The sequence below is a fragment of the Spirosoma foliorum genome (genome assembly GCF_014117325.1).
Lineage (GTDB): Bacteria > Bacteroidota > Bacteroidia > Cytophagales > Spirosomataceae > Spirosoma > Spirosoma foliorum.
Window position 1 is genome coordinate 400,604 of the sequence record NZ_CP059732.1, and the last position, 22,345, is coordinate 422,948.

Here is a 22,345-nt window from a genome sequence, read left to right on the forward strand (position 1 = left end):
TTAACCTAACTAGATGGAAGCTACTATTGAAAAACCCGTTAACAACGTCACCTTCTTTGGTCATCCTATAGGTCTGTTCGTCCTATTCTTTACCGAGATGTGGGAGCGATTTAGCTATTACGGCATGCGGGCTATTTTACTCCTGTTTTTGATCGATAACGTTCGGGGAGGGTTGGGGCTTAGTGAAGCAGAAGGCGCGGCTATTTATGGAATCTATACCGCATCCGTTTACCTACTTTCTTTACCGGGGGGCTTTATTGCCGATACAATTCTGGGCCAGCGGAAGTCTATTTGGTACGGCGGCTGGATTATTATGCTTGGTCACCTTATCCTGGCTATTCCGTCGGGGCCGGGGTTGTTCTATGTAGGTCTCTGTACGGTTGCTATGGGAACTGGTCTACTGAAACCAAACATTAGCAGTGTTGTTGGGGAGTTATACCCTGAAGGGGGCGCGCGTAAAGATGCGGCTTTCTCTATCTTCTACATGGGGATCAACTTAGGTTCGTTGCTTGGCATTTTTACGGTTGGGTATCTGGGGCAGCGAGTCGGCTGGCATTATGGTTTTGGCGCTGCTGCTATAGCAATGGCCCTTGGGTTAGTTACCTTCCGGGTTTTAGGACAACGGTTTCTGGGGGAGTATGGTAACTACGTAGCCCGGCCAGCAACGGATGGCCCGAAATCTCAGACGGGAAATCGCTCCATACTAGCTTTTGTCGTTTTCTTAATTGTGGTACTAGGGGCGCTGCAACTGACGGGCATGATCGATATGACTACCGCCCAAGGATTGGCGCGGGCAATGGGAACGATCATTTCGCTGATAGCCGTAAGCTATTTTGTGTACATTTTAGCGGCAGGAGGATTGGATGCTGTTGAAAAAAAACGGGTAATTGTTTTGTTCGTTTTCTTTTTGGCATCCGCTTTGTTCTGGGCGGGAAATGAGCAGCAGGGATCGTCGCTACAAATCTTTGCCGATCGGTATACGGACCTCAACTTTTTTGGCTGGGAAGTACCATCGAGCTGGTTTCAGAACCTTAACCCAGCTTTCATTCTGACTTTTTCGCCTATTCTGGCCATGCTCTGGGTTTTTCTGGCGAATCGAAAACTAAATTATTCGGTACCTGCCAAATTTGCAACAAGCCTCCTCTTGCTTGGTCTGGCTTATGTTATCATGGTTATTGCGTCTAAAATAGCATTGACGGGTACCCGTACATCGCCTTTATACCTGTCGTTTACTTACCTGTTTTTTACCCTTGGCGAGTTGTTTTTGAGTCCGGTTGGGTTGAGTGCTTTTTCTAAACTGGCACCAAAACGGTACACCAGCCAGTTAATGGGTGTCTGGTTTGTGGGTACGTCGTTGGGGAATTTGATTGCGGGGCTATTTGCGGGTGGTTTTGACGAAGAAAACGTTCACCAGATGCCGGAAATGTTCCAAAGTGTTGCGTATTTCAGTTTAGGCTTCGGTTTTCTGCTACTACTTTTATCGAAACCCCTGAAAAAGTGGATGGGTGGTATTGAGTAAAAACGGTACTGCGTTATTGGAAGTCCTTGATAACTAACGCTGGATTCGCGCGCTCGTATTCATCGAGCGAATCGGTACCCTCATCGGTTAGTTGATAACTAATCGTATTACTCTCTTCTTTATCATTTGCACACAGCATGCCAATGGCTAATAATCCCTCAATGTAGTAATTAATCATGAGGTAGTCAAAATTGGTTTCCTGTTCCAATTGAGGATAGGTCACCCCTTTTTCTGTGGCCTTTAGAATACTATATTGAGCAAATGTAAGAGTCATGTTAAAACAAACGAACTATAGGTAGCTTTAAGTGAATCTATAGCGAAATTCGTGCCTTTTATTAATCTGAGAGCAACGAATAAAAGCCTTACATATGACCTAACGAAGATAAATAGAAGATTGATTTAACTTAATTGATTTTATGAGGCAAAGGGAAAATAAGGCCGTTGAAAAACGATACCAGCTATACTAAACGAAAATTAGGCCAAAGCCTGAATCGAACCGCTCAAGCAGAGTTGACAGGGTTCGATCCTATATTATACAACAGCAAAAGCCCTATCCATATTGGCAGGGCTTTTGCTGTTAAAGGCCGTTCCTGAATAAAGCGTAATCGTTAGGAGGTAGCCTTCGAGCATTATAGTTCAAAATCGCTGACCCTAAAAGAGTCAGCGATTAATGAACTATCCAACTACAAACCAAACCTGTTGGTTTGTAAATTCTCGAGCGAAAAACCTCAATAATTGAGCCAGCCCGCATTAATGAAGGTTATTTTAGTCTAAAAAACTTCCTATCGATTGCCTTAAAAAGTCTATTCGTCTCACGGTCAATGCCTTTACATACCAATTTGTATGTACTTAGATTCAGGCATTAGTCATGGGTAGAAAATGCCTGTAACGGAGACTTATATATGTAGCCGAAAAAATAGAGAAAGAACGGTTTGTTTGGAGAATGAGTGGGTAGAGGAGCCACTGGATTTGGTATAGACGAGCTGGTAATAGCAGAATTATTGCCAATAATGCATTGACAATTTATGGAACTAAGAAGCTGACTCCCTACTTTCGTACTATGAATCTTAGTCGTGAACACCAGGAGTTAGTCGATTTCTTTTCGGGCCGTGATCTGCCTAGTGGCCCCCAACACATCAACGAATATAGTGTATTGCTCAATGTACAGGGAGCCGTGAATACCCGTCTGCAACAACTGTATAGCGAGGTAGAAGCAACCAGAAAGTCGGCCGCGCTTATGCTAACAGAAGTTAAGGATTGGCTAATGCTGACGGAATCGGTAGAAGAAGTACACTGATACTGATTTGCAATGGTTCAAAATTGCTACACTGGCTTTATAGAGTCAAACTGTTTAGAGCAAGAATTTGACTACACTGTAAGTATAGATCAAGGTAATCAAGAACACAGTTACCCAGGTTAGGACACGAACCAAGGCAAACGAAGAAAAACGAGGATTATTCACGGCTGTAAAAGTTAACGGTTAGTTTATATACGCAGTAAACTAACCGACAGATTTTCAGCTCATAAAAAACTTTTTACTGTTTCATAGAGTGAGTTTCTCCATCATGAAGTTGATCCACCAACTTCCTTAATTGTATAAGCCACTGCCCGGCTATTGGGTTTGACGGCTAAATGAATCCACTCGCTGTACTGACGGGTAAAAGAGGCTCCATAATAAAACAATAGTGACGCATAGAAGACAAACAACAGCAATAAAATAATTGCCCCTGACCTGCCATAAAGTGGCCCAATCTGGCTATGAATAAGGAGATTATTTAAGATGGCTTCGCCTGCTTTGAACAGAATACTCGTGAAAAATGCACCTGGCCAAACAGCTCTCCAGTCTATTCTGACATCGGGTAAAAACTTGAATAATAGCGCAAACCAAATCATTCGGATAAGTATGGAAGCCAAAAAATGGCCAACATTAGCTATTGACTGATAGTAGGCAAATGAAGGAAGTGACCACTGTAGACTTAACTGAGCGGTGAATTGCTCAAGGGTTAATGACAAACTAAACAGGAACCCGGAGCCTATAATGATGGCCATAGCCATAAGCTTATCGATCAGAGTGGCCAGAAAGGCTCTCCCTTCCTTTTTTTTAATGCTCCACAGTTGATTCAGGGAGCTTTTAAGGATGGCTAATAAAGTAGTAGAAGCTACCAGCAACAAGAGAAAGCTCAGTACAGTCAACAGAAAACTAGGTTTCGAGCCCTGAAGACGATGCGAAATGTCTTCAAGCTGATTGGCACTTCTGGCCCCAAACAGGTCGGCTAGTTCGTCAAAAAATTGGCCGCTAATGTGCTGATAGTGATCGTTAAAAAGCCGACTAAGTACGCTACTAATAATGATGACAATAGGCGGTAAGGCAAAAAAAGAGAAAAAAGCAGTGGCCCCCGCCATCCGGATAGGATCATTTGCTTGCAGGTTGGTGAATGCCTGTTTTAAGAGTAAGAGAAGGGGAGCTACTTTTTTCACCGTATGAGCAATAAAGGTGTTAGACCAAAAACGAACCTGAATACCCTACCCCGCCTTTTCCCGCCAGTTAGTATTACGCAATTGGTACAGTTCGAGTTGGAGCCGGGTTACCTGATTACGGCAATAAGCTAACTGATCGGTTGGGGCATGGATATCCTGCAAATGATCCAGTAAGTGAAGCCATTCGCTAAGGTGGTGTTCGGTAATACTGGCAAAATCTATATCGGAACTATACTGTGGCTGACCTGTGCCCGATCGTTTCGTTTTCATGATTAGTAAGCGGGTTAGTGGCTCATCAGTATATAACATATAGGTAGCTATTTGTTCACTAAAAATCGTTCGCTAATTAGCTATAGAGAAAATGTACTTGTTTCGGATAGGAGCGTAAACGTCTTGTAACCTGAGCTAAGGTAAGTAATTGGGGCCGTTAAAGACCCAGAACTGGATATAGAAAATATATCTACCGTATAATAGATTTATTGTGTCTTAATTGACTGAATTTATTCTAAAGTTCAATCGACAATTGTATTTGTTTAAAGAATATGATTTTAGTTAACTTGTACGATATAATTTATTATGATGACTTCATTGACAGACGAAGAAATGATTCGTCAATGCTTAACTACGCAACCCAATCAGTGCTTTGAAACCCTCTATAATCGATATGTAGGTAAAGTTTACCAACGGTGTTTATCAATGACCAAGGATTCTGAGAAAGCCGAGGATTTTACACACGATATTTTTCTGAAAGTGTTCGATAAACTCGATGGTTTTCAACAGCGATCCAGCTTTTCAACCTGGTTATATTCTATTGCCTATAACTATTGCGCCGATCAGCTTCGGATAGCTAAACGACTGACCACCACCGGACTTAATGACGATGTTGATTGTATAGATGAGTCGCATGAAGCTTTGCTGCATGAAGAAACACTTCAGATGGTTAAGCAAGCTATGGGAACTCTCTCGGTTGAGGAGCGGTCGTTGTTACGATTAAAATATGAAGACGGCATGAGTATCGATGAAATTGCCGAGTTGTATGGTCTAAAATCAAGCGCAGTTAAGATGCGGCTAAAGAGAAGTCGAGAGAAAGTACAACGTTTATATGCTAGAAAAGCGTTGATTTAGAGGGAATTGTCAGGTATATATCGTATAAGAATATAATTAGTGAGTAAAACCGAAGCCCCATCAGTTACGATGGGGCTTTAGTTATTTATGGGTTGTATGTCGTTCTCTCGTTGAGAGTTTTCCTGTTTCTATATGAGTAGCTGATACCGAGACCGCACTCTACGTATTTTAAATGTTTCTGGTCTAACGGTTTAGGCTAGTAGTAGTTAAAATATAATGGGCAATAATCGAGCCAATCAGTATCTTTCTCCCGTTAACCGCTTAATCAATAAAAAGTGAATGAGAGCAACCATTCAGGTTGATTTGAAGTCTTATTGTTTAGTGAGATAAAACTCTGTTGACAAATGTAGGTGTACAGGAGTATCCTATTGGGAGCTTAACTGTTCGTAAAATTCAACCTACTAGAAGTTATGAAACTATGAAGCTTTTCATCAAATCTACATCATGCAGTACGTTCTACGCTTTCAAGTTTATGATGGTCCATCTCGCCAGCATTTCACTCAATTGGGAACCGACAGGTTAGTGGACAAATACCCTTTATATCGTTATGGATTAGTTTATCGCATAGATGACGAACCACTAGCCGACAAATTACCTGTTTATGTAGCGGCTAATATTACGCGGATCAGGCACATTCCAGACCCAAGCAATCCAGACACAAGTGCTTTGTTATTTGAAGTCTTTCTTGCCCGGCTTGAAGAGTGGGGAGAATTTGAAGAGGCCGAAGAGGTAAAACAGGTAAAAGAGACTTATTGGCCCACATACAGCAAAAAACTTATCAGAGAAAGGCCATTGGCTTGATGCCAATTGGGAAATTCATAGATGGTAAGACTGATAAGTGACCTTCTGGACATGAAAGCCTGCGGGGTGATGGTGACTACAAGCACTTACCATCACCCCGCAGGTTTCGTCTTTATAAACCACTAATAATTCGGGCGTAGACGTTGTTGGCTAAATTGCCGTCATAGGTCATAGTCAGATCATCGGCTACGTTTACCGTGATGTTCGACACACTACCCGAATTAGCACTGGTCCGGGTCATACTAAAGCCTAGACTTGATTCTCCACCAGCCCCAATGAAAGCTCCACTAGCCATCGTTAGGGTCAACTGCCGATTGGCTAGGTTCGTGCTCACTGTCCACTGGGCGTTGTTAATCGGCGTTAAGCTGCCTCCTGAAACCTGAATCGAGGTCAGCGAGGGAGGGAAGGATAAAGTATAACCCACCGGAGCACTGATGGTGATTCGGACATTGCCTGAGGAAGTGGGTAAACCGCCCACTTCAAAAACATTAACCACAAAGTTACCTACCGAAGCCGTGCCCGATGCCGCAAAATTAGCCTGAGGCAGGTCGAGGTTTATCGTTAGATCAGAACCCGTCACGGGTACACTGGCTGTACTACTGCAACCACTGGCATTGGTCAGCGTGACCGAGTAAAGACCACTGGCCGTAACCGAGATGATTGATGAAGATTGCCCGGTCGACCACAGGAAGTTGCCGGTTCCGGTAGCCGTTAGCGTGGTGGTTGGGCTAGCGTTGGTCAGGGTAGCACTAGTTGGGGTTACGCTTAGGGATGGTAGTGTATTGACCGTCAAAGTAGTAGTGGCAGTTGTCGTTTGTCCACTGCTGGCCACGGTCAGAGTAAAGGTTTGCACACCCGAGCCGGTCGTAATTAAGGATTGACTAAAGGTGGTACTCGTGGCTGTACCGGTCAGGGTGGTGCTGGTCCCGTTAGCAAGGGTGTAGGTATAGCTACCCGATATGTTGCCCACTGTTGCTGTAAACGTGACGGGACTACCCACGCAGAGTGTAGCTGAACTTGCTGATAAGTTGTTAAGTGTGGGTGTGGGATTGTTGATCTCCAACGTATAGGTAGCACCGGTTCCTGAACAGCCATTGGCATCGGTGGCTCGCACCGTAATGGGGAAAGTACCACTTTGGACAGGTGTGCCTGACAAAACCCCCGTACCGCTGACCAGACTTATTCCCGAGGGTAACGTACCGCCGGCTAAGGTAAAGCTTCGGGGTGCTACTCCTCCTGTGGCCGTGAAGCTCTGGGTGAAGGATATACCCGTTGTACCCGTGGTGATTGTGGGATTACTGACCGTAATGGAAGCGGTATTACTGGATACGGTGGTTGAGGTGGTACTCACACAACCACTCGAGTTGGCCACCGTGACTGAATAAGTACCCGGTGTGGTTATCTGTCGAGTGTTGCCGGTACCGGCCAGCACTGTCCCGATACTATTGACAAAGGTATAGGAGTTGCCACCACTGGCCGTTAGAGTAACCGTGGTGAGGGTGCAACTTAGCGGGCCATTGTTGCTTAGGATTGCTGTAGGTGAGCCGTTAATCGTTACGCTGGTGGTAGTTGTAACCTGAGGACAACCACCACTGGCAGTCATTGAGTAGGTAACAGTGTAAATGCCGGTAGTGCTGCTAGCAGGGGTGATCTGACCCGTACTCGCATTGATACTTAGGCCTGTTGGACTGGCCGTATAAGTGCCACCACTTGTACCCGTTTGGGTTACAGTTCCTACGCCATCAGTCTTACAGAAAGGAGAGTCCGCATACGTAATCGTAGCGTTGGGAGTGGGGGGGACGGTCAGGGTAGCAGAACTGGACGTAGTCGATCCGGCTCCCGTAGCTACGCACTGATACTGGTAGCCATTCAATCCCGCTACGTTACTGATGGTTAACGTTGTACTGGTAACCCCTGAATAAGGGGTTCCGTTGCTCAGATTCGTAAACCCGCTACCCGTATTAACCCGCCACTGATAGGAAGTAGCATTCGAAGCCGCTACAATAAATGTAGTACCACTCGTTGAACAAACCGTTTTAGAGGTGGGCATGGTTGTGAAGCTAGGCGCTAATGCCGTATTGGTAAGCGCAAAATTGACGGATGAACTCGCTCCATTGGCACTTGCCGTCACATTATACGATCCACCCGACGTGGCATTGGCCGTCACCGAAGCCGACGCGGTTGTCCCCGCAATACTGGCTGTACCAGAAACCGGATTAATGCTGGCACCCGAGCCCGGCCCTGTGTAAGTGACTATGCCTCCAGCCACCGGCTCACTATTGGCACTACTGACCGAAACGACGAGCGGATTCGTAAAAGCAGTATTAACAACTGTCGACTGGTTATTTCCTCCGGTAATGGCCATACTAAAACCCCGCGATTCGAAAGCGCCAATGTCGGTATTGCCTGACCGGGCAACCCCGCGCTGGTCAGTGGTTGGGGCTCCCGTACTGGTGCCGGCATTGATAGCCGGGCTGCCCGGCAACAACGCACGGGTAAGGGTCGATCCGCCGTAATAGCCTAGCGTAGCCAGCAATGGATTCGTGTTGACCAGATCGCCCGAAGCGGTGGGAGTTAGCGACGCATCGGTGCAGAGATTGTTCCCTTGTGATGTGATCGTTTGGGAGGAGCCGCCCAGGGTGGCAAACGCCGGGGCGCCATTAGCCAGAATCGAGTTTTTAACGGTAATCGTGGGAGTCCCACTTTGAGACACAATACCGTTGCTGGTATTAGCCAGGGTTACATTCAGGAGATTAATTGACGGACTGCCAAAGGCGAAGATACCTAAGTCATTATTGGCTATAGTCGAGTTAATAAGGGTGAGAGTTGCTCTATCAATAGTTACACCTCCCCCGCCCGTTGCCGTATTACCAGTGATGGCCGAGTTTTGAATCCATACGGATGATTGGACGGCGTAAATATGGGCACCATATTCAGCTGTGTTATTGATGAGGGCACAACCAGCCACCGTTAGGGATGAGCCACTATTGACAGTGATGGCAGCTCCATCCCCTCCCGATCCGTTGGTGATAGCCAGATTAGCTATCGTGATCGTGCCGCTTCCATTGAACAACTGGTGGGGTGAACCGGATGCATTAACGGTAAGCTGACTGGCACCGGGTCCGGTAATGACTAAATCTCGGGCAATAGTTGGCAGGATCGACGTGGTATTGATGGTTCCCGTTACACTAAACGAGATGCTTAAGGAGCCGGGGCAACTGGTTAGCGCATTGGCTTCCTGCATAGCAGCCCGCAGTGTACAGACACCGCCCGATGTGGCGCAGACACCATCGCCCGGATTGGCGTCGGTACCATCGCCCAGATTATTAACAATAAAGCTAGTAGGGCAGGAGGGGGCATCAAAGGAAATACCAGTTACCTGTGATGTATTCAAAGGGGTAAGAAACGTAGCGGTTGCATTATTGTTGAGGTTGAGGTAGGCAACACGGGGAGCAGTTGCTAGTAAATCCGATATGTAAACGCGGTTGTTGGTTTTATCCAGGGCAATATCGCCCATACTATAGACATTGCCGGTTGAAAGCTGTGTATTACCTGTCCCATCGAGATTAATTCGCCATAAAGCATCGTCGGCCCGGTTGGCATCGTTGTCGCTGACCGCATAATACAGGTAATTATTGGCTGCGTCGACTGCCATTCCCCGTACCGTAACAGTGGTAGAGGCTGGTGGTGTTGGTATCAGAAACGTTGAAGAAGCACCGGTACTTAGATTAACCGAATAAATTTGTGAACTGCCAAATCGACGATCAGCAACAAACGCACGGTTATTCGCCAGATCTAATGCAATATTCCCCGCCGAATAAGCAAAGCCCGAACCAACAGCAGCATCGCCGGTGCCATCCAGATTAATCCGACGTAAATAATCGTTCTGGCTAGATGCCAATCCGTCGCTAGCGGTATAGTACAGGCGATTGTTTACATTATCGACAGCCAACCCGGTAACAATGCTCGTTGAGGTCAGGAAGGTAGTTGAGGTGGCTGCCGTCAAGTTTATAGCGTAAATCCGGGATGAAGTCGTTACCCGGTTTTCGATGATAAATGCCTTCTTGTTGGTTCTGTCGATAGCTATCGAGCCAGGAGAGTCGGCAAAATTATCGATGATAAATGAGTCACTTGATCCATCTGCAGCGCGTTTCTTGAATTGATCGTTTCGTGTGCTTGCACTTCCATCATTCAATACATAATACAACTGCCCATTCACTGTTGTTGCCAAGCAGAATAACCACACCAGCAGGCTCACACGTCGAAAAAAAGTACGGATCTGTGATGACTGAAAAGAGCCAACAGGCTGAGAAGAGTATAAAGTGTTCATACGCAGATGAGGTATTGGGTAGGAGTGAAACAAACAATGAGAAATAGGTAAATCGACCAGTATGCATCGCCTAAAAGGCCTATACATACTGGTCGATCGTAAAGCGCATTCGTTAACCCCGGCTTGGGAATACGCCATACAGCGCAATACAGTAGTTCATCGCCAGATACGGTTGCATGTTGGTATGCGGCTGACTGCCTCCGCTTACCCCAATTGCCATTGGATTGGCTGTTGTACTAGCCGTTGTGCCATAGGTATTCACATTGACTGGGGAGTCGGAACTGCTATCGACTCCACTCGATACGGCCAATAAATGATTTTCTGGCGAGCTCTGGGTTGCGGGCTGCGATGAGGCCATGAGCATGTGATTGTGCGCAGGCATTTGACTAGAGATAAGCGTGACGGATTCTGTTCCTGCCGCTTCACCCATTTCCTGTCTTGAGAGGCCTGGTCCCTGCCCAAAGCCAATGGGTGTTCGTCCGCGAAGGTCGGGCAAGGCGAAGGTCGTAATACCGTCACCGCCATAAGTGGTTCCAATGAGCGAAAAAAGTGCCTGGTTCTGAGCAATAGACAGGAGTCGTCCGTCGCAGAAAGCCCAGTCTTTAGGTGGGAAATTGAAGGAAAAAAGTTGAATCTGACCAATATAGGGTTCCATGATTACGTGTCGTTTAAAAGGTAAAAAGAGGAAGGAATAGGATTACTTAGCTCCAAAGCACTAGACAGGGGCTGGCTAAAAAGCGATAAATAGGTCGTTTAATAAAGTCGCTAAATACGGCTGACTATTTATTAATTACTGCCATATATGTTGCATCTATTAGCACATATGTTCCATTAATGAAAAAAGATTAACTCTTGCCGTGCCTTAGCCTTCTAGTCATTTTCGGCACCGCTATGAGGAACAGCGATGCCGAAAATGATCAGGCAGACTTGTTGGTAGTTGAGCGCACCCAGAGCGCTACATTCTACCGATACTACATCGAACCGAAAATTGTATTCGGTACACTGCTGATGAGTTCCTTTTTGAGTTGAGCACTCTGGTCAAGATTGCTGTGGCGGGTAATGATGATACCCACATTGTAGTAGCCTGCGTTATCGTCGAACCGCTCATCGAAAGCCAGAATATTAACGGCACCACGTCCTGGTTTTCCCGACGTTGCACTCATGCGGCCGTTGTTGGGGCTGGTAGGGTCATTCGAATCATTCACGACTGGGCAAGGGAAAAAGGCATTGACATTTTTCGTTGCGTCGCTATAATATTTATAGAGCCGTCCCTGATTCTTGGTGTCGCCCGTGAGATGATACTTATCTGTGGCATAGATAGCTCCGTTCGATTCGGGCATACAAACAATCAGACCGCCTTCGTCTTTGGCGTAGTCGCCGGTGCCGGGGTCCAGGCCATAGGCTGTGCGTCGGGCATTACCTAATTCGCTCGGAACGGCAGCAATGATGGCTTCTACACCCGCCGTAAATCCGGCAACCAGCGGAGCCATTTCGGGCTCAGCCAGAACGATTGCTCCCCCAGCCACTGCGTTGATAATGCCCACAATTCCCTTGATAGGCTCCATGTTTACTTTCGTGAAAGAGGCTATTCCAGCGGTATTGTACACCTCTATTTCGTCACCTTCCAGCACGTTGTCGATAATAATTCCTTTGTCGTCATTGGCCGGTATGGATGCCCATACCAGATAGTATTGAATTGGCTGATTGTTGCTATCCTGATTAGGGAGCGTTACTGTTGGCGAGAACGTTACTGCTTCGAGTACCATGATTTTGTTTGGTTATAAAAAGGTGAAATAGGAAAGATTAATGATGCAAAAGTGTACGATTTTCAAAATCAGTAAACTAGTAGAATTGCCCAATCATCGAAACAGGTAGTTTACAGGGGCGCATCCGGGCTTTTCTGCCTATGGTATAAAAACGGGTAGTTCTACGGGTGTATAGCCTTCCTTAATTGCGTTGTTTTGCGCTTCTCTGAACCAATTAACTACACAATAATGACCACTGATAAGAACACCATCGATTGGGTACCTTTCTCTGTTCCCATTGAAACCGCTCAAAACTGGATTACCAACTGGATCGATGCCGATCCGGCAGGGAAACCGCTTGATCCTACCGAAATGCGGGCCTTTGTTGTGCGTCGGGCCGATTTTGTTGAATTACTGGCTCAGCAGGATACCGAGTTTGTTCGGATGTATGTTGGCCGGAAAGAAGAGAAAGATGCCGGACGTATGCGTCCTTGCCTGTTGCTGGTGTCGGCAGCTTATGAGAAAGATATCGATCCCGCGCAGCCAGATTCTGATGTGATTATCGACCTGGTTGGAACCATGTCGGTACTTAGCGAAGGAAAGACCGTCCAGGAAACCTATGAGGTATTCGATTTTTCGCACGGTTGTCCGCCCGATTGTGACACCGGTAGTGTTTTGTTTATCGGTCAATCCGATGAGCGTTGCTCCTAATTTTCTATCTACTCCATAATTGGAAGACTGTCTGTTAGCTAATGGGTATTCATTAGGGAACAGACAGTCTTTGTAACGAATCACGATCATGCAGGTTTTTTTTCACTGGATGCTCCGCAACGGGTCTTACTTCCTGCTATTTTCTGTCATTATTGCCCTTATCAGAAGGCGTTATCTCATCGATTGCCTTCGCTATGTTGGTTGGTTTGTCGGCCTTGCGGCTTTGGGAGAGATTGTTTCGCTGATAACGGCCGAATTGAATATTCGAAATCTGCACATTCTGCATGTGTACACCATTCTCGAATTTAACCTGATTGCCCTCTTTTACCGAAGCTTTTTCGGCCAGTTTTACCCGCGCTGGCTGGTTCCTGTACTCATGGTGGGCTTTACCGGATTTGCTATTCTGAACAGCCTGCTGCTGCAACCGCTCAATCGCTACAATACCTATGCCCGTGGGTTAGAGGCTTTGCTGGTGATGGCAATGGCTTTGTTTTGTTTTTATAAAATACTAACGGAACTATCGGCCAAACGGCTCGATAAAAATCCCGTGTTCTGGATCAATACAGGATTCCTGCTCTATTTTGCCGGGAGCCTGTTTTTTCTCATTTTGAGCAATGCCGTCATTACAGATTCAAATCGAGCGCTTACATTGATGATTTTCGGACTTCATTCATTCCTGATGGTACTGATGCACATCTTTATTGGCGTAGGTTTATGGTTCAGCCCGAGACTTCGGTAGACTTATATGTTCTTGTTTTTGGTGGAGCACTGGCTCTCTCGCTATTGGTGGCGGGTGTGGTTGGTTTTTTATTGTTTTATCAGAAACGGGTTTCCGAACAGGAATTAATCGTAAAACAAATGGAATTGAACTACCAGCAGGAAGTGGTTTACCGCACGCTCGATGCCGTAGAGGACGAGCGAAAGCGGGTGGCCCGCGACCTTCACGACGAAGTGGGAGCAGCTCTGTCGGCCATGCGTTTGCTGGTAGGGCAACTCGTCCAGACAAGTCCGCCAACTGCCGAGATCAACGATCTGACAACGCGCTTTAAGGGAGTTATTGATAATACAATGGACAGCGTTCGGCGTATATCGAATGATTTGTTACCGCAGGGGCTCAACGAACTTGGTCTGACCTACGCGCTCGAAGGGCTGTGCGAAAGTGCAATGGATCTTGCCGATGTAACTATCGAACTGACCGTTGATGCAGAAATTGACCTGCCTGCCCGTACCAATCTGATCGTTTATCGATTGGTTCAGGAACTGCTGAATAATGCTATCAAACATGCGGAAGCCAATGACATTCAGCTAAGTTTGAATCGTCAGAACAACCAGCTAACATTGCTTTATACCGACGACGGCAAAGGGTTTGATTATGAACAGGCTTATCAGAAGCGAAGCCTAGGACTGAAAAATATTGAAACCCGTGCTCAGATGCTTCAGGGTACGGTAACGTTTGAAACCCAGCCCGGACAGGGACTGCGCGTAACGGCTGTGATGCCTATTAATAGTGACCTATGACTATGATTAGAGTAGCTATTGCCGACGATCAGGTGCTATTTCGCAAGGGCATGATGGCAATTGTGAATGGATTTGACGGCATGCAGATCACGATCGAAGCCGACAATGGGCGTATACTGCTCGATGCGCTGGCTACAACCGATACGTTGCCCGATGTTGTCCTGCTCGATCTGTCGATGCCAGAGTTAAACGGCGTTGAAACAACCAAACTCATTCATAAGAATTACCCAGCGTTGAAAATTATTATTCTGTCGGTGTATGGCGAAGATCGGTTTGTTACACACCTGATGGACTTGGGTGTTAATGCGTATCTGTTCAAAAACGTAGAACCGCTCGAAGTCGAACGAGCGATCCGAGCGGTTGTAGAAACAGATTTTTATTTCAACGAAGCGTTTTTGTCGGCCCTGAAAAACAGGATGCTGGTAAAAAAGCCCCGCCGATTGCTTACCGATGATCTACCCGCCACGCTCACTGCCCGTGAGATAGAAGTGCTGAATTTGATCTGTAAACAGCTTACAGCGCCCGAAATTGCCGAACGTTTGAGCGTCAGTATTCGGACTGTAGATGGGCATCGGGCCAACCTCCTCGAAAAGACAAACGCCCGCAATACGGCTGGCTTGGTCTTATTCGCGATCAAGAATCGCTTGCTCGATCCGGCAGATTTACTTTAAGGCAGCGGTTCTCACTGTCAATTAGGCTATGGCAGTAAGCCGAATAGATAAGGTCGACATTAGCATTATATCGAACTGTTCAACCTGGTCATCTCGTTCTTCAAGAAGCTGGGTCTTACACCTGTCATAGTTTTAGTCTAGCTTCAAGTTTAATTGAACGAGTTTCTGGTATCATGAGGTGGGTGAGGAGTTAAATAGGAGAACAATTGATGTAACTCCTTGTAAATTCTTATTTTTAAGCATTGCCAAAGGGAGCCATCCCGTAGTAGCGTTCGAGGAAATGTCCATACACGCGCCGAGCGTGTTTTCATTTGTACAACCTTCCCGTAGGACATCATATCAAAGCAGAGCCGACCATCCTCACCTCGAAGATACCGCTGAACGTAACCTACTTTTAGCCCAATATCCCTTTGATAGCCCATACTAAGCCCATATGCATTTAGATACGGGCGTTTATAGTGTCGAAACTCAGTCAAACAGTCTTTTAATAATTCATAGAGTTGAAATTGCCAGCGCGGGATGTCTGCTGTAGCAATAAACGAATAACGACCATAAACGCAGATTACACCTGGCTGATTCAGTTTTTGCATCATTTCATCTAACCAATTGGGCGGGTATAGACAATCCGCATCCGCAAGTAAAACGTACTTCCCCAACGCCATCTCCTGTCCGAGTTGTCGGCTAGGTCCCCAGCCTTGAATAGGTTGAAAAAAATGCCTGATGTGTAGTTTCTCAATTAACTCCTGAGTTCTATCCGTGGAGTTATTGTTAATGACAACAATTTCAAAAGGGATTTTTGTACAAAGCTTCGAAAGGGTGCTGATCGTACGTAGAAGATTGATTTCTTCGTTGTAGGCTATAACAATTATCGAAACTAATGGATTGGTATTGAGTCGACTATCGAGCCGTAGATTGATAGAATTAAACAGAGATTGAGGGACTTCATCTATTGTAGTAAATGGATATTCGTACTGATTAATCCATTTCGGATTTGAAAAAAGATTCATTTTGCAATGTGGCAAAAACTATTAAACTAATTCAGGAAGGTTAAATAGAGCGTTAGGGGAGCGGGTTACCGTAGGTCTAACGTTAGTTGGCTTGCCGGGCGATGGAAATCCAGCTAATACTCTTCCTAATAGAATAAGACAATCCACATTACTAATGGACGAGGGGTAAAGAAGTGGCATTTTAGGCGTTTTCATTATGGGTGAGTGAGTTGGGATTTATTGTTTAGACAAAGCAAAAAAAGAATAGTCAACAAATAGTTATTAAAAAATTATTAACTAACAAGTTGTCTATTATTTGAAATTGCATACAAAGAAGTGCTAGGACTACTGATAAGTCGTCTCTTTAGTCTTATCTACGCTCCGGCAGTGTACATACTACTACGCAGACATAGTCAGCTTTTGTTGCATAATGAAAAGCTCTCCTGGCGCTTTAGCGCACAACTGCTACCTCTATATCCATGAAAGGAACTGGAGGAGCACAAAAACTACATAAAGCATTGAGGTTTCGGGGGATGGTCAGCGCGCGGCTAGCCATTGATTGAATAGATTGATAAAAGCATTTACTATACTAACTAGATCAATGAGTTTTCTTCAGAAATCTGCGTTTGCATAGGGGTATTAGGGCTGAAAGCGAAGCCCGTGTTCACGTTAAACTATTGCAAAATGGTTAGTCAATGCGGTTACTTTCCGATACAGAACTTACTGAAAATAGACTCCAATAGATCGTCGGTTGTAATCTCGCCAGTGATCTCACCCAGATGCTGTAATGCAACGCGTAGGTCCATGGCTAACCAGTCGGGGGTTACGTTTGTATCCAGGCCTGAGATGGCGCGGGCGAGGGCCTCGTCGGTGGCGGTGAGGTGGTCGTAATGGCGGGCGTTGGTCACCACGGCGCTGCCTGTTTGTACTGCGGCATCGGTACGAACCCGAGCTGAAAGGGCGGCTTTTAGCTCCTCTAAATGCGTTTGTTTGGCTGCCGAAATCCAGACAATAGATTCACCAGCTACGGTCTCTAATGCCTGACGTTTATGGTCGTCAATCGCATCCAGTTTATTCCCGACAAGTAAATAGGGTTTACCCGATTCACGTACTTCGGTAAGTGCCGTTTGTAGTTCATTGAGTTCAATGTTTTTTCCGTCGAACAGATAAACAACCAGAGCCGCATCGCGCATTTTCTGCTGCGTTCGCTCAATCCCAATGGCTTCGATACGGTCGGTGGCTTGCCGTAAACCGGCTGTGTCAATCAGCCGAAAGCGGATGCCCTCAATGAACAGTTCATCTTCGATGACATCGCGGGTGGTTCCGGGAATATCGGAAACGATGGCTTTCTCTTCGTTAAGCAGTGCATTTAACAAGGTCGATTTGCCTGCGTTGGGTTTGCCGACAATAACTGTTGGTACACCGTTTTTTATGGCGTTTCCGGTTGAGAATGAATCGATTAGTGGATGTAGTGCCCGCCGGATGTCGAGCATCAGTTGTCGGAGTCGGTCGCGGTGGGCAAACTCTACATCTTCTTCGCCAAAGTCCAGCTCCAATTCTACTAAAGCCACAAAGTCAATGAGTTGCTGGCGGAGTACTTTCAGTTGTTTCGAGAAACCTCCGCGCAATTGGGTCAGTGCTGCCCGATGACTGGCATCCGAATCCGACGCAATAAGATCTGCCACAGCTTCGGCCTGGACAAGATCGAACTGACCATTTAAAAAAGCACGTTGGGTGAACTCACCCGGCTTGGCCAGGCGAGCGCCTTCCTGCGTAAGTCGACGCAGAATTTGCTGAATGATAAACTCCGATCCATGACACGAAATCTCAACCACATCTTCTTTAGTAAACGATTTCGGCGCGCGGAAAACCGTAACTAGTACTTCGTCGATGATGCTGGCGTTTCCGGTTTCGTCGGGGCGATTCCGAAGTGTGCCAAAATGAGCGGTGTGACTCGCTTGTTGCGTCAGTTCTTTTCCCCGAAACATACGGCTGGTCAGCTCAATGGCACCTTCGCCCGATACACGAATAACGGCAATGGCACCAATGCCCGGCGCAGTAGCAAGGGCGGCAATGGGATCTAATTGAAACAAGTTTGTAGTATCTGGTTTATGGTTTACGGTATTTGGTTTACGGCAGCCCGTTGCTACGATAGAACGGCTGATAGGCTAGTTGATCCGCCAGCTAACCGTAAACCACAAACTGAATACCTTATACCGTTTTTGGAAAAATGGGTAACTGATTCAGCAGTCCAGCCAGTCGTTTTTCGACGGGTACCGCTGGAATTTCAAGCCAGTCGGCATAAGCGTCGCCCAGGAAGAAACGCATTTCACCGGCCACGAGGTTCCGAATCGTTTCAGGTCGGCCTTTTTGATGTTGCGCGAGTTGTTCGGCAATGGCATCCAGTAACGAACGGGTAAGCCCGATACCTGCTTCGGAAGGGGCGAACTGACGTCGGCCAATAGCGTGACTAAGGGTGTACGCTTCCCGAAGATTCCTAGGTAGAAGTTCTTCCGCTACTCCATTGAGATAATTTACCACGTTAATGTGGTGCAGATAATCTTCTTCTTCCTGCTCACTAACGACTATCCCCAATTTACGTAGGCCCAACAGGACAACGTAGGAAAAGGTTAGGTTCGTGCCAGCCATATCTTCCTGATTGACAGGATATCCCCAGTCTGTGTTCCATTTTTTAGAATGGATCGCAAACCAGCGCACCCCGGCATGAATCAGGCGGATTTTAAGGATTCGGTCAATGGCCTTTCCGGCTTTCCACTCCTTTGAATCATTGACACCAAATACCCATTCGCCGGTTTCCTGTAATCGACGGGTTGTATCGTTTTTAATGCGCTCGGTCAACCATAACACCTGGGCGCCATGAGCACCGAGATAGGAGAAGGGTAGTGAAAAGAAGCCCAGCACAAGGCCAATTTGTTGAGCATGTTTTTCAAAAAAGGCCATGCCCCGTTGCATCCGATCTGGATTCGCCCAACTGGGCAGCTGGGCCTGATCCACAAAAAAGGCCTGAACAACCTGATGCTGGTTCGCGGTTGAAAAGTCCGTTGTATCGGCTAGCCACGCCATCAGCGACCGTAATCCTGTGGGACCGTTTGCCTCTACCACAGCTGCAATAGCAGCGTCGGCAGGAGAGTCGCCTTGCTGCCTATACGGCTGGAGCAAGTTGTCGGAAAATGAACGGGTTGGCTTGATAAGAACTGGCATCGGAATCTTGAATACACCTGTAGACTTTGTAAACGTTGGGTGTAAGCAATTGGTTTGACTGGCAATTGATTGGCTATGCTGAGCCATGCAGTTGATGCACCAATGTCAGGAATAACTGGGCGGCTGGTTCAATCAGGCTGTCGTTGAAATCGTAGTCGTCGTTGTGCAGGGCGGGGGAGTCTTCACCATTGCCAATGCCAAACATGGCTCCGGGATAATGTTGGGTAAACAAACCGAAATCTTCCCCCCATTTGAATGGCTCCGTTTTTTCGATAAAGTCATATCCCAGTGCCTGAGCGCTTTGCCTGATCAGGTTATAAGCCTCCATATCATTTTCGTTGGCCACGAACGCTTCAGTATAGCTCGTTTGTATATCGATACCGCTCGCTGTTGAAAGCTCAGCGAGTAAAGTCTGTAGCTGAGCAGTTAAGACATCCATCCTTTTGGCGTTTCGGGTTCTGAGTGTTAGATGAACTTCGCCATAACCTGCCGATATACCATAAGATTTCTCACCCATCGTGGTGTAAATCGGGGTTATCAACGCGAAATCATCCGATTGTGGCTCTGGGTGCTGTATCTGTTTCGTGCGCAACATAAAATCCGCCATCACATAGGCTGGATTAAGCCCTTTTTCGGGTTCGGCGGAGTGCGAAACTTTGCCCGTAAACGTGACGATGATGCTAAGCACTGACGATGTAAACGAACCGGGTTTGCATACAATACTCCCTACTGTAAATCCCGGTAAATTATGGAGGGCAAACGCTCTGTCGGGATGAATGGCCGCAAAATTGGGGTCTCGCAGGACGGCTTCGGCACCTTTGCCCGTTTCTTCGGCGGGTTGAAACAGCAAATATACCCGACCGTCCGAAACCGGGTTTTCGGCTAATAAAGACGCTAAACGGGCAAGAATAGCCGCGTGCCCATCGTGTCCGCACTTGTGCGAAACGCCTTCATATTTCGATTTATGAGCAAATGCATTTACTTCCTGAATGGGGAGGGCATCAATATCGGCCCGAATTAAGGTGACTGGCCCGGTATCTCCCTGACCATATTGAAGCAATAAACCTGTGCCACCAACTTCAGTAATTGTTACCGGATTAAACTGGCTGACGAATGCGTTTATTCGTTTCTGAGTCTCAATTTCCTGCCCTGAAACTTCAGGAAACCGGTGAAGCTCGTGTCTAAATTGACGAAAGGTGTTAGGATCTAAAGTCATTTTTAGGAGTTCTGGCGCGGGCTTGGGCCCGTGCCTTTGAATGAAGTCAGTATTTACTGACGCAAGCGAATGCTTGCTATATAGGTGGGCACGGCGGGGCCGCCCGAGCGGTATATACCCGCGCCCGTGTGTCACATCTTAAGCCATTCCCGAAAGCTGGCTGGTCGGCGATCAATGCAGCTGTAATAAGCTGCCAGAATACTATTGATTATAAGACAAATAAGTACAGTTACCACTTGTCCACGAAGACTTTTCATGGGGATCACCATCGCGAACAGAACACCCCAAACGATCATCATCAGGATGCCAACTACTATTTTCTTGAATTTCGCCATGAGATGAATGGTTGACTAGAACATACTGGCGCGGGCTTGAGCCCGTGCCTACTTATATAACAAGCATTCGCTTGCGTCAGTAAATACTGACTTCATTCAAAGGCACGGGTAAATACCCGCGCCAGTTTTCACCGACTGCCCGAATACTTCGCTGGCTCGCTGTTTTTGGGTGTACTTTTCTGGATGAATTTCCGAAGTCGTTCGTTACTGGTGGCCAGATCTTCTTTGCGAAGGTACATCATGTGCCCGCTCCGATAGCCTTCCCACTCCATCCGATCTTTCAGCTTGCCACCAGCGTCCATTTGCCATAGATTGTATTTCGCATTGAAATAATCGCAGGCTCCGTCGTAGTAGCCTGATTGCACCAATAGATGCAGGTACGGATTTTGAGCCATTGCCTGACGCAAACTTTCTCCGGTATGGTTATTCGTATTGTCCCAGGGAAACGTAGGGCCAAACATGTAGTACTTCAGGTCGGTTTTGTAGTTGAGTTCTTCCCGCATAAACATGTTGATAGCAGGCGTAAATGAATGCAACCAGGAGGTCAGCTCGGAATTATAATCGGGGGCAACACCGGCGTCTTTGGTGTCAATTCCCAAATAACGGGAGTCTAGTCGCCCAACAGTCTGGCTTTTGCTTCGAAGTAGCTCTTTCCAGAAGAAATTGGTGGGAATGTCCAGATTCTGCTGCATCACAGCCGTTTCCGACAAGCCAGAATAACGAGCTACTTTGGCAACTATTTCCTTCCGTTTCTGGTCGCTTAGGGAGCCGCCTAATGCCAACGCTGGCAGATATTCCTGAATGGCAAAGTTTTCCACCTCGGGGAGCATGTCGGTCAGATCCTTCTTTTGCAAATCGGCAGGTAAGGCTTTATGATACCAGGCTGTTGCCGCAAAATAAGGGAGTTTCAGCGCGCCCTGTGCTGGTCCATCGCGCTCGATACCTAGGCCCGTTGGCGATACTAAAATGACGCCGTTGAGGTACATCCAGTGCGCATTTTGCAATTCCAGAGCCAGTCCTGACACGCGAGCGGTGCCGTAACTTTCGCCAATCAGGTATTTGGGAGAGGCCCACCGATTGTAACGACTCACAAACGTGTTGATCCAATCGGCCAGGTACTTAATGTCGGCGTTGACCCCAAAGAATAGTTTCGCAACTGGAACGTCCTTATTGACAGGGCGCGAAAAACCAGTATTAACCGGATCGACATACACGATATCCGCTACATCCAGAATCGAGTGAGGGTTGTCTTTGATGCCGTAGGGCTGAATAGGATAGCCTTCGTCATCAACTTTCAGAATGCGTGGACCGGTATAGCCAATCATCATCCAGACCGAAGCCGTACCAGGACCACCATTGAACGAAATAACCAGCGGACGCGCTGCTCGATCGGCCACATCGGAGCGTTCGAAGTAAGTGAAAAAGACTCCGGCCAGTGGTTTTCCTTCTTCGTCCCAGACCGGAATAGTTCCGGCAATCGCTTTGTACGGTACTCGTTGGCCTTTGATGGTTACCTGACCATTGGTAGTAACCTGCGAATCAATGTTGAGCGTACGCGAGAGGGAGGCCGGTTTGTCATCTTTGGACTGCTGTTTCTCGGTAATGGCCGGTTTTTGTGCGTGAGCACCAATAACTAGGTACGAACAGAGTAGCGATAGGAGGAAAGCTTGTTTCATGAAGTCGGTTGA

20 protein-coding genes are annotated in these 22,345 nt (G+C 46.8%); 8 read left to right on the plus strand and 12 right to left on the minus strand.

Features of this window, described 5'->3' with window-relative positions; genetic code table 11:
- The first annotated feature begins 13 nt into the window (after positions 1-13).
- Complete coding sequence (locus H3H32_RS01670; protein ID WP_182460947.1) at positions 14-1,519, plus strand: peptide MFS transporter; 1,506 nt, start codon at positions 14-16, stop codon at positions 1,517-1,519.
- A gap of 13 nt (positions 1,520-1,532) precedes the next feature.
- On the opposite strand, the gene H3H32_RS01675 is transcribed toward H3H32_RS01670, so the two are convergent.
- Entirely contained in the window at positions 1,533-1,793 is a 261-nt protein-coding gene (locus H3H32_RS01675) for a winged helix-turn-helix domain-containing protein (protein WP_182460948.1), read from the minus strand.
- A 786-nt stretch (positions 1,794-2,579) separates the two neighbouring features.
- Here H3H32_RS01675 and H3H32_RS01680 point away from each other — a divergent pair.
- The gene (locus H3H32_RS01680) at positions 2,580-2,816 is read left to right on the plus strand and encodes a DUF6965 family protein (protein ID WP_182460949.1); all 237 of its coding nucleotides are present in this window, start codon (positions 2,580-2,582) and stop codon (positions 2,814-2,816) included.
- Between the two features lie 266 nt (positions 2,817-3,082).
- Here H3H32_RS01680 and H3H32_RS01685 read toward each other — a convergent pair whose 3' ends face one another.
- On the minus strand, positions 3,083-3,997 hold the full coding sequence (locus H3H32_RS01685) for a YihY/virulence factor BrkB family protein (protein ID WP_182460950.1): 915 nt from the start codon (positions 3,995-3,997) through the stop codon (positions 3,083-3,085).
- Positions 3,998-4,042: 45 nt separating this feature from the next.
- On the minus strand, positions 4,043-4,267 hold the full coding sequence (locus H3H32_RS01690; protein WP_182460951.1) for a hypothetical protein: 225 nt from the start codon (positions 4,265-4,267) through the stop codon (positions 4,043-4,045).
- Positions 4,268-4,573: 306 nt separating this feature from the next.
- Between H3H32_RS01690 and H3H32_RS01695 the strand changes: the two genes are divergently transcribed.
- Complete coding sequence (locus H3H32_RS01695; protein ID WP_182460952.1) at positions 4,574-5,122, plus strand: RNA polymerase sigma factor; 549 nt, start codon at positions 4,574-4,576, stop codon at positions 5,120-5,122.
- Positions 5,123-5,566: 444 nt separating this feature from the next.
- The gene (locus tag H3H32_RS01700) at positions 5,567-5,923 is read left to right on the plus strand and encodes a hypothetical protein (protein ID WP_182460953.1); all 357 of its coding nucleotides are present in this window, start codon (positions 5,567-5,569) and stop codon (positions 5,921-5,923) included.
- Between the two features lie 112 nt (positions 5,924-6,035).
- Here the strand turns inward: H3H32_RS01700 and H3H32_RS01705 are convergent, their stop codons facing one another.
- From H3H32_RS01705 to H3H32_RS01715, 3 genes are all read right to left on the minus strand, one after another.
- A complete protein-coding gene (locus H3H32_RS01705; protein WP_182460954.1) occupies positions 6,036-10,253 on the minus strand; it encodes a beta strand repeat-containing protein in 4,218 nt (1,405 codons plus the stop codon).
- A 112-nt stretch (positions 10,254-10,365) separates the two neighbouring features.
- On the minus strand, positions 10,366-10,908 hold the full coding sequence (locus tag H3H32_RS01710) for a phage tail protein (RefSeq protein WP_182460955.1): 543 nt from the start codon (positions 10,906-10,908) through the stop codon (positions 10,366-10,368).
- Positions 10,909-11,224: 316 nt separating this feature from the next.
- Positions 11,225-12,019, minus strand: a complete 795-nt coding sequence (locus H3H32_RS01715; RefSeq protein ID WP_182460956.1) for a hypothetical protein — start codon at positions 12,017-12,019, stop codon at positions 11,225-11,227.
- Positions 12,020-12,247: 228 nt separating this feature from the next.
- Between H3H32_RS01715 and H3H32_RS01720 the strand changes: the two genes are divergently transcribed.
- The 4 genes from H3H32_RS01720 to H3H32_RS01735 all read left to right on the plus strand — a co-directional run bounded on the left by H3H32_RS01720 (position 12,248) and on the right by H3H32_RS01735 (position 14,898).
- The gene (locus H3H32_RS01720) at positions 12,248-12,709 is read left to right on the plus strand and encodes a hypothetical protein (protein ID WP_182460957.1); all 462 of its coding nucleotides are present in this window, start codon (positions 12,248-12,250) and stop codon (positions 12,707-12,709) included.
- 88 nt (positions 12,710-12,797) lie between these two features.
- Positions 12,798-13,448: a hypothetical protein gene (locus H3H32_RS01725; RefSeq protein WP_182460958.1), complete on the plus strand. Its 651-nt coding sequence runs from the start codon at positions 12,798-12,800 to the stop codon at positions 13,446-13,448.
- Positions 13,424-14,227, plus strand: a complete 804-nt coding sequence (locus H3H32_RS01730; protein WP_182460959.1) for a sensor histidine kinase — start codon at positions 13,424-13,426, stop codon at positions 14,225-14,227. The genes H3H32_RS01725 and H3H32_RS01730 overlap by 25 nt, the downstream gene beginning before the upstream one ends.
- Complete coding sequence (locus tag H3H32_RS01735) at positions 14,224-14,898, plus strand: response regulator transcription factor (RefSeq protein ID WP_182460960.1); 675 nt, start codon at positions 14,224-14,226, stop codon at positions 14,896-14,898. The genes H3H32_RS01730 and H3H32_RS01735 overlap by 4 nt, the downstream gene beginning before the upstream one ends.
- A 149-nt stretch (positions 14,899-15,047) precedes the next feature.
- On the opposite strand, the gene H3H32_RS01740 is transcribed toward H3H32_RS01735, so the two are convergent.
- From H3H32_RS01740 to H3H32_RS01765, 6 genes are all read right to left on the minus strand, one after another.
- A complete protein-coding gene (locus tag H3H32_RS01740) occupies positions 15,048-15,905 on the minus strand; it encodes a glycosyltransferase family 2 protein (protein WP_182460961.1) in 858 nt (285 codons plus the stop codon).
- Positions 15,906-16,585: 680 nt separating this feature from the next.
- Positions 16,586-17,977, minus strand: a complete 1,392-nt coding sequence (mnmE, locus tag H3H32_RS01745; protein WP_182460962.1) for a tRNA uridine-5-carboxymethylaminomethyl(34) synthesis GTPase MnmE — start codon at positions 17,975-17,977, stop codon at positions 16,586-16,588.
- 118 nt (positions 17,978-18,095) lie between these two features.
- Positions 18,096-19,106, minus strand: coding sequence for an oxygenase MpaB family protein (locus H3H32_RS01750; protein ID WP_182464210.1), 1,011 nt, complete (start codon positions 19,104-19,106; stop codon positions 18,096-18,098).
- A 73-nt stretch (positions 19,107-19,179) separates the two neighbouring features.
- On the minus strand, positions 19,180-20,322 hold the full coding sequence (locus H3H32_RS01755; RefSeq protein WP_182460963.1) for an amidohydrolase: 1,143 nt from the start codon (positions 20,320-20,322) through the stop codon (positions 19,180-19,182).
- 131 nt (positions 20,323-20,453) lie between these two features.
- Positions 20,454-20,657: a hypothetical protein gene (locus H3H32_RS01760; protein ID WP_182460964.1), complete on the minus strand. Its 204-nt coding sequence runs from the start codon at positions 20,655-20,657 to the stop codon at positions 20,454-20,456.
- A 128-nt stretch (positions 20,658-20,785) separates the two neighbouring features.
- Positions 20,786-22,333, minus strand: coding sequence for a S10 family peptidase (locus H3H32_RS01765; RefSeq protein WP_182460965.1), 1,548 nt, complete (start codon positions 22,331-22,333; stop codon positions 20,786-20,788).
- Positions 22,334-22,345 lie beyond the last annotated feature (12 nt).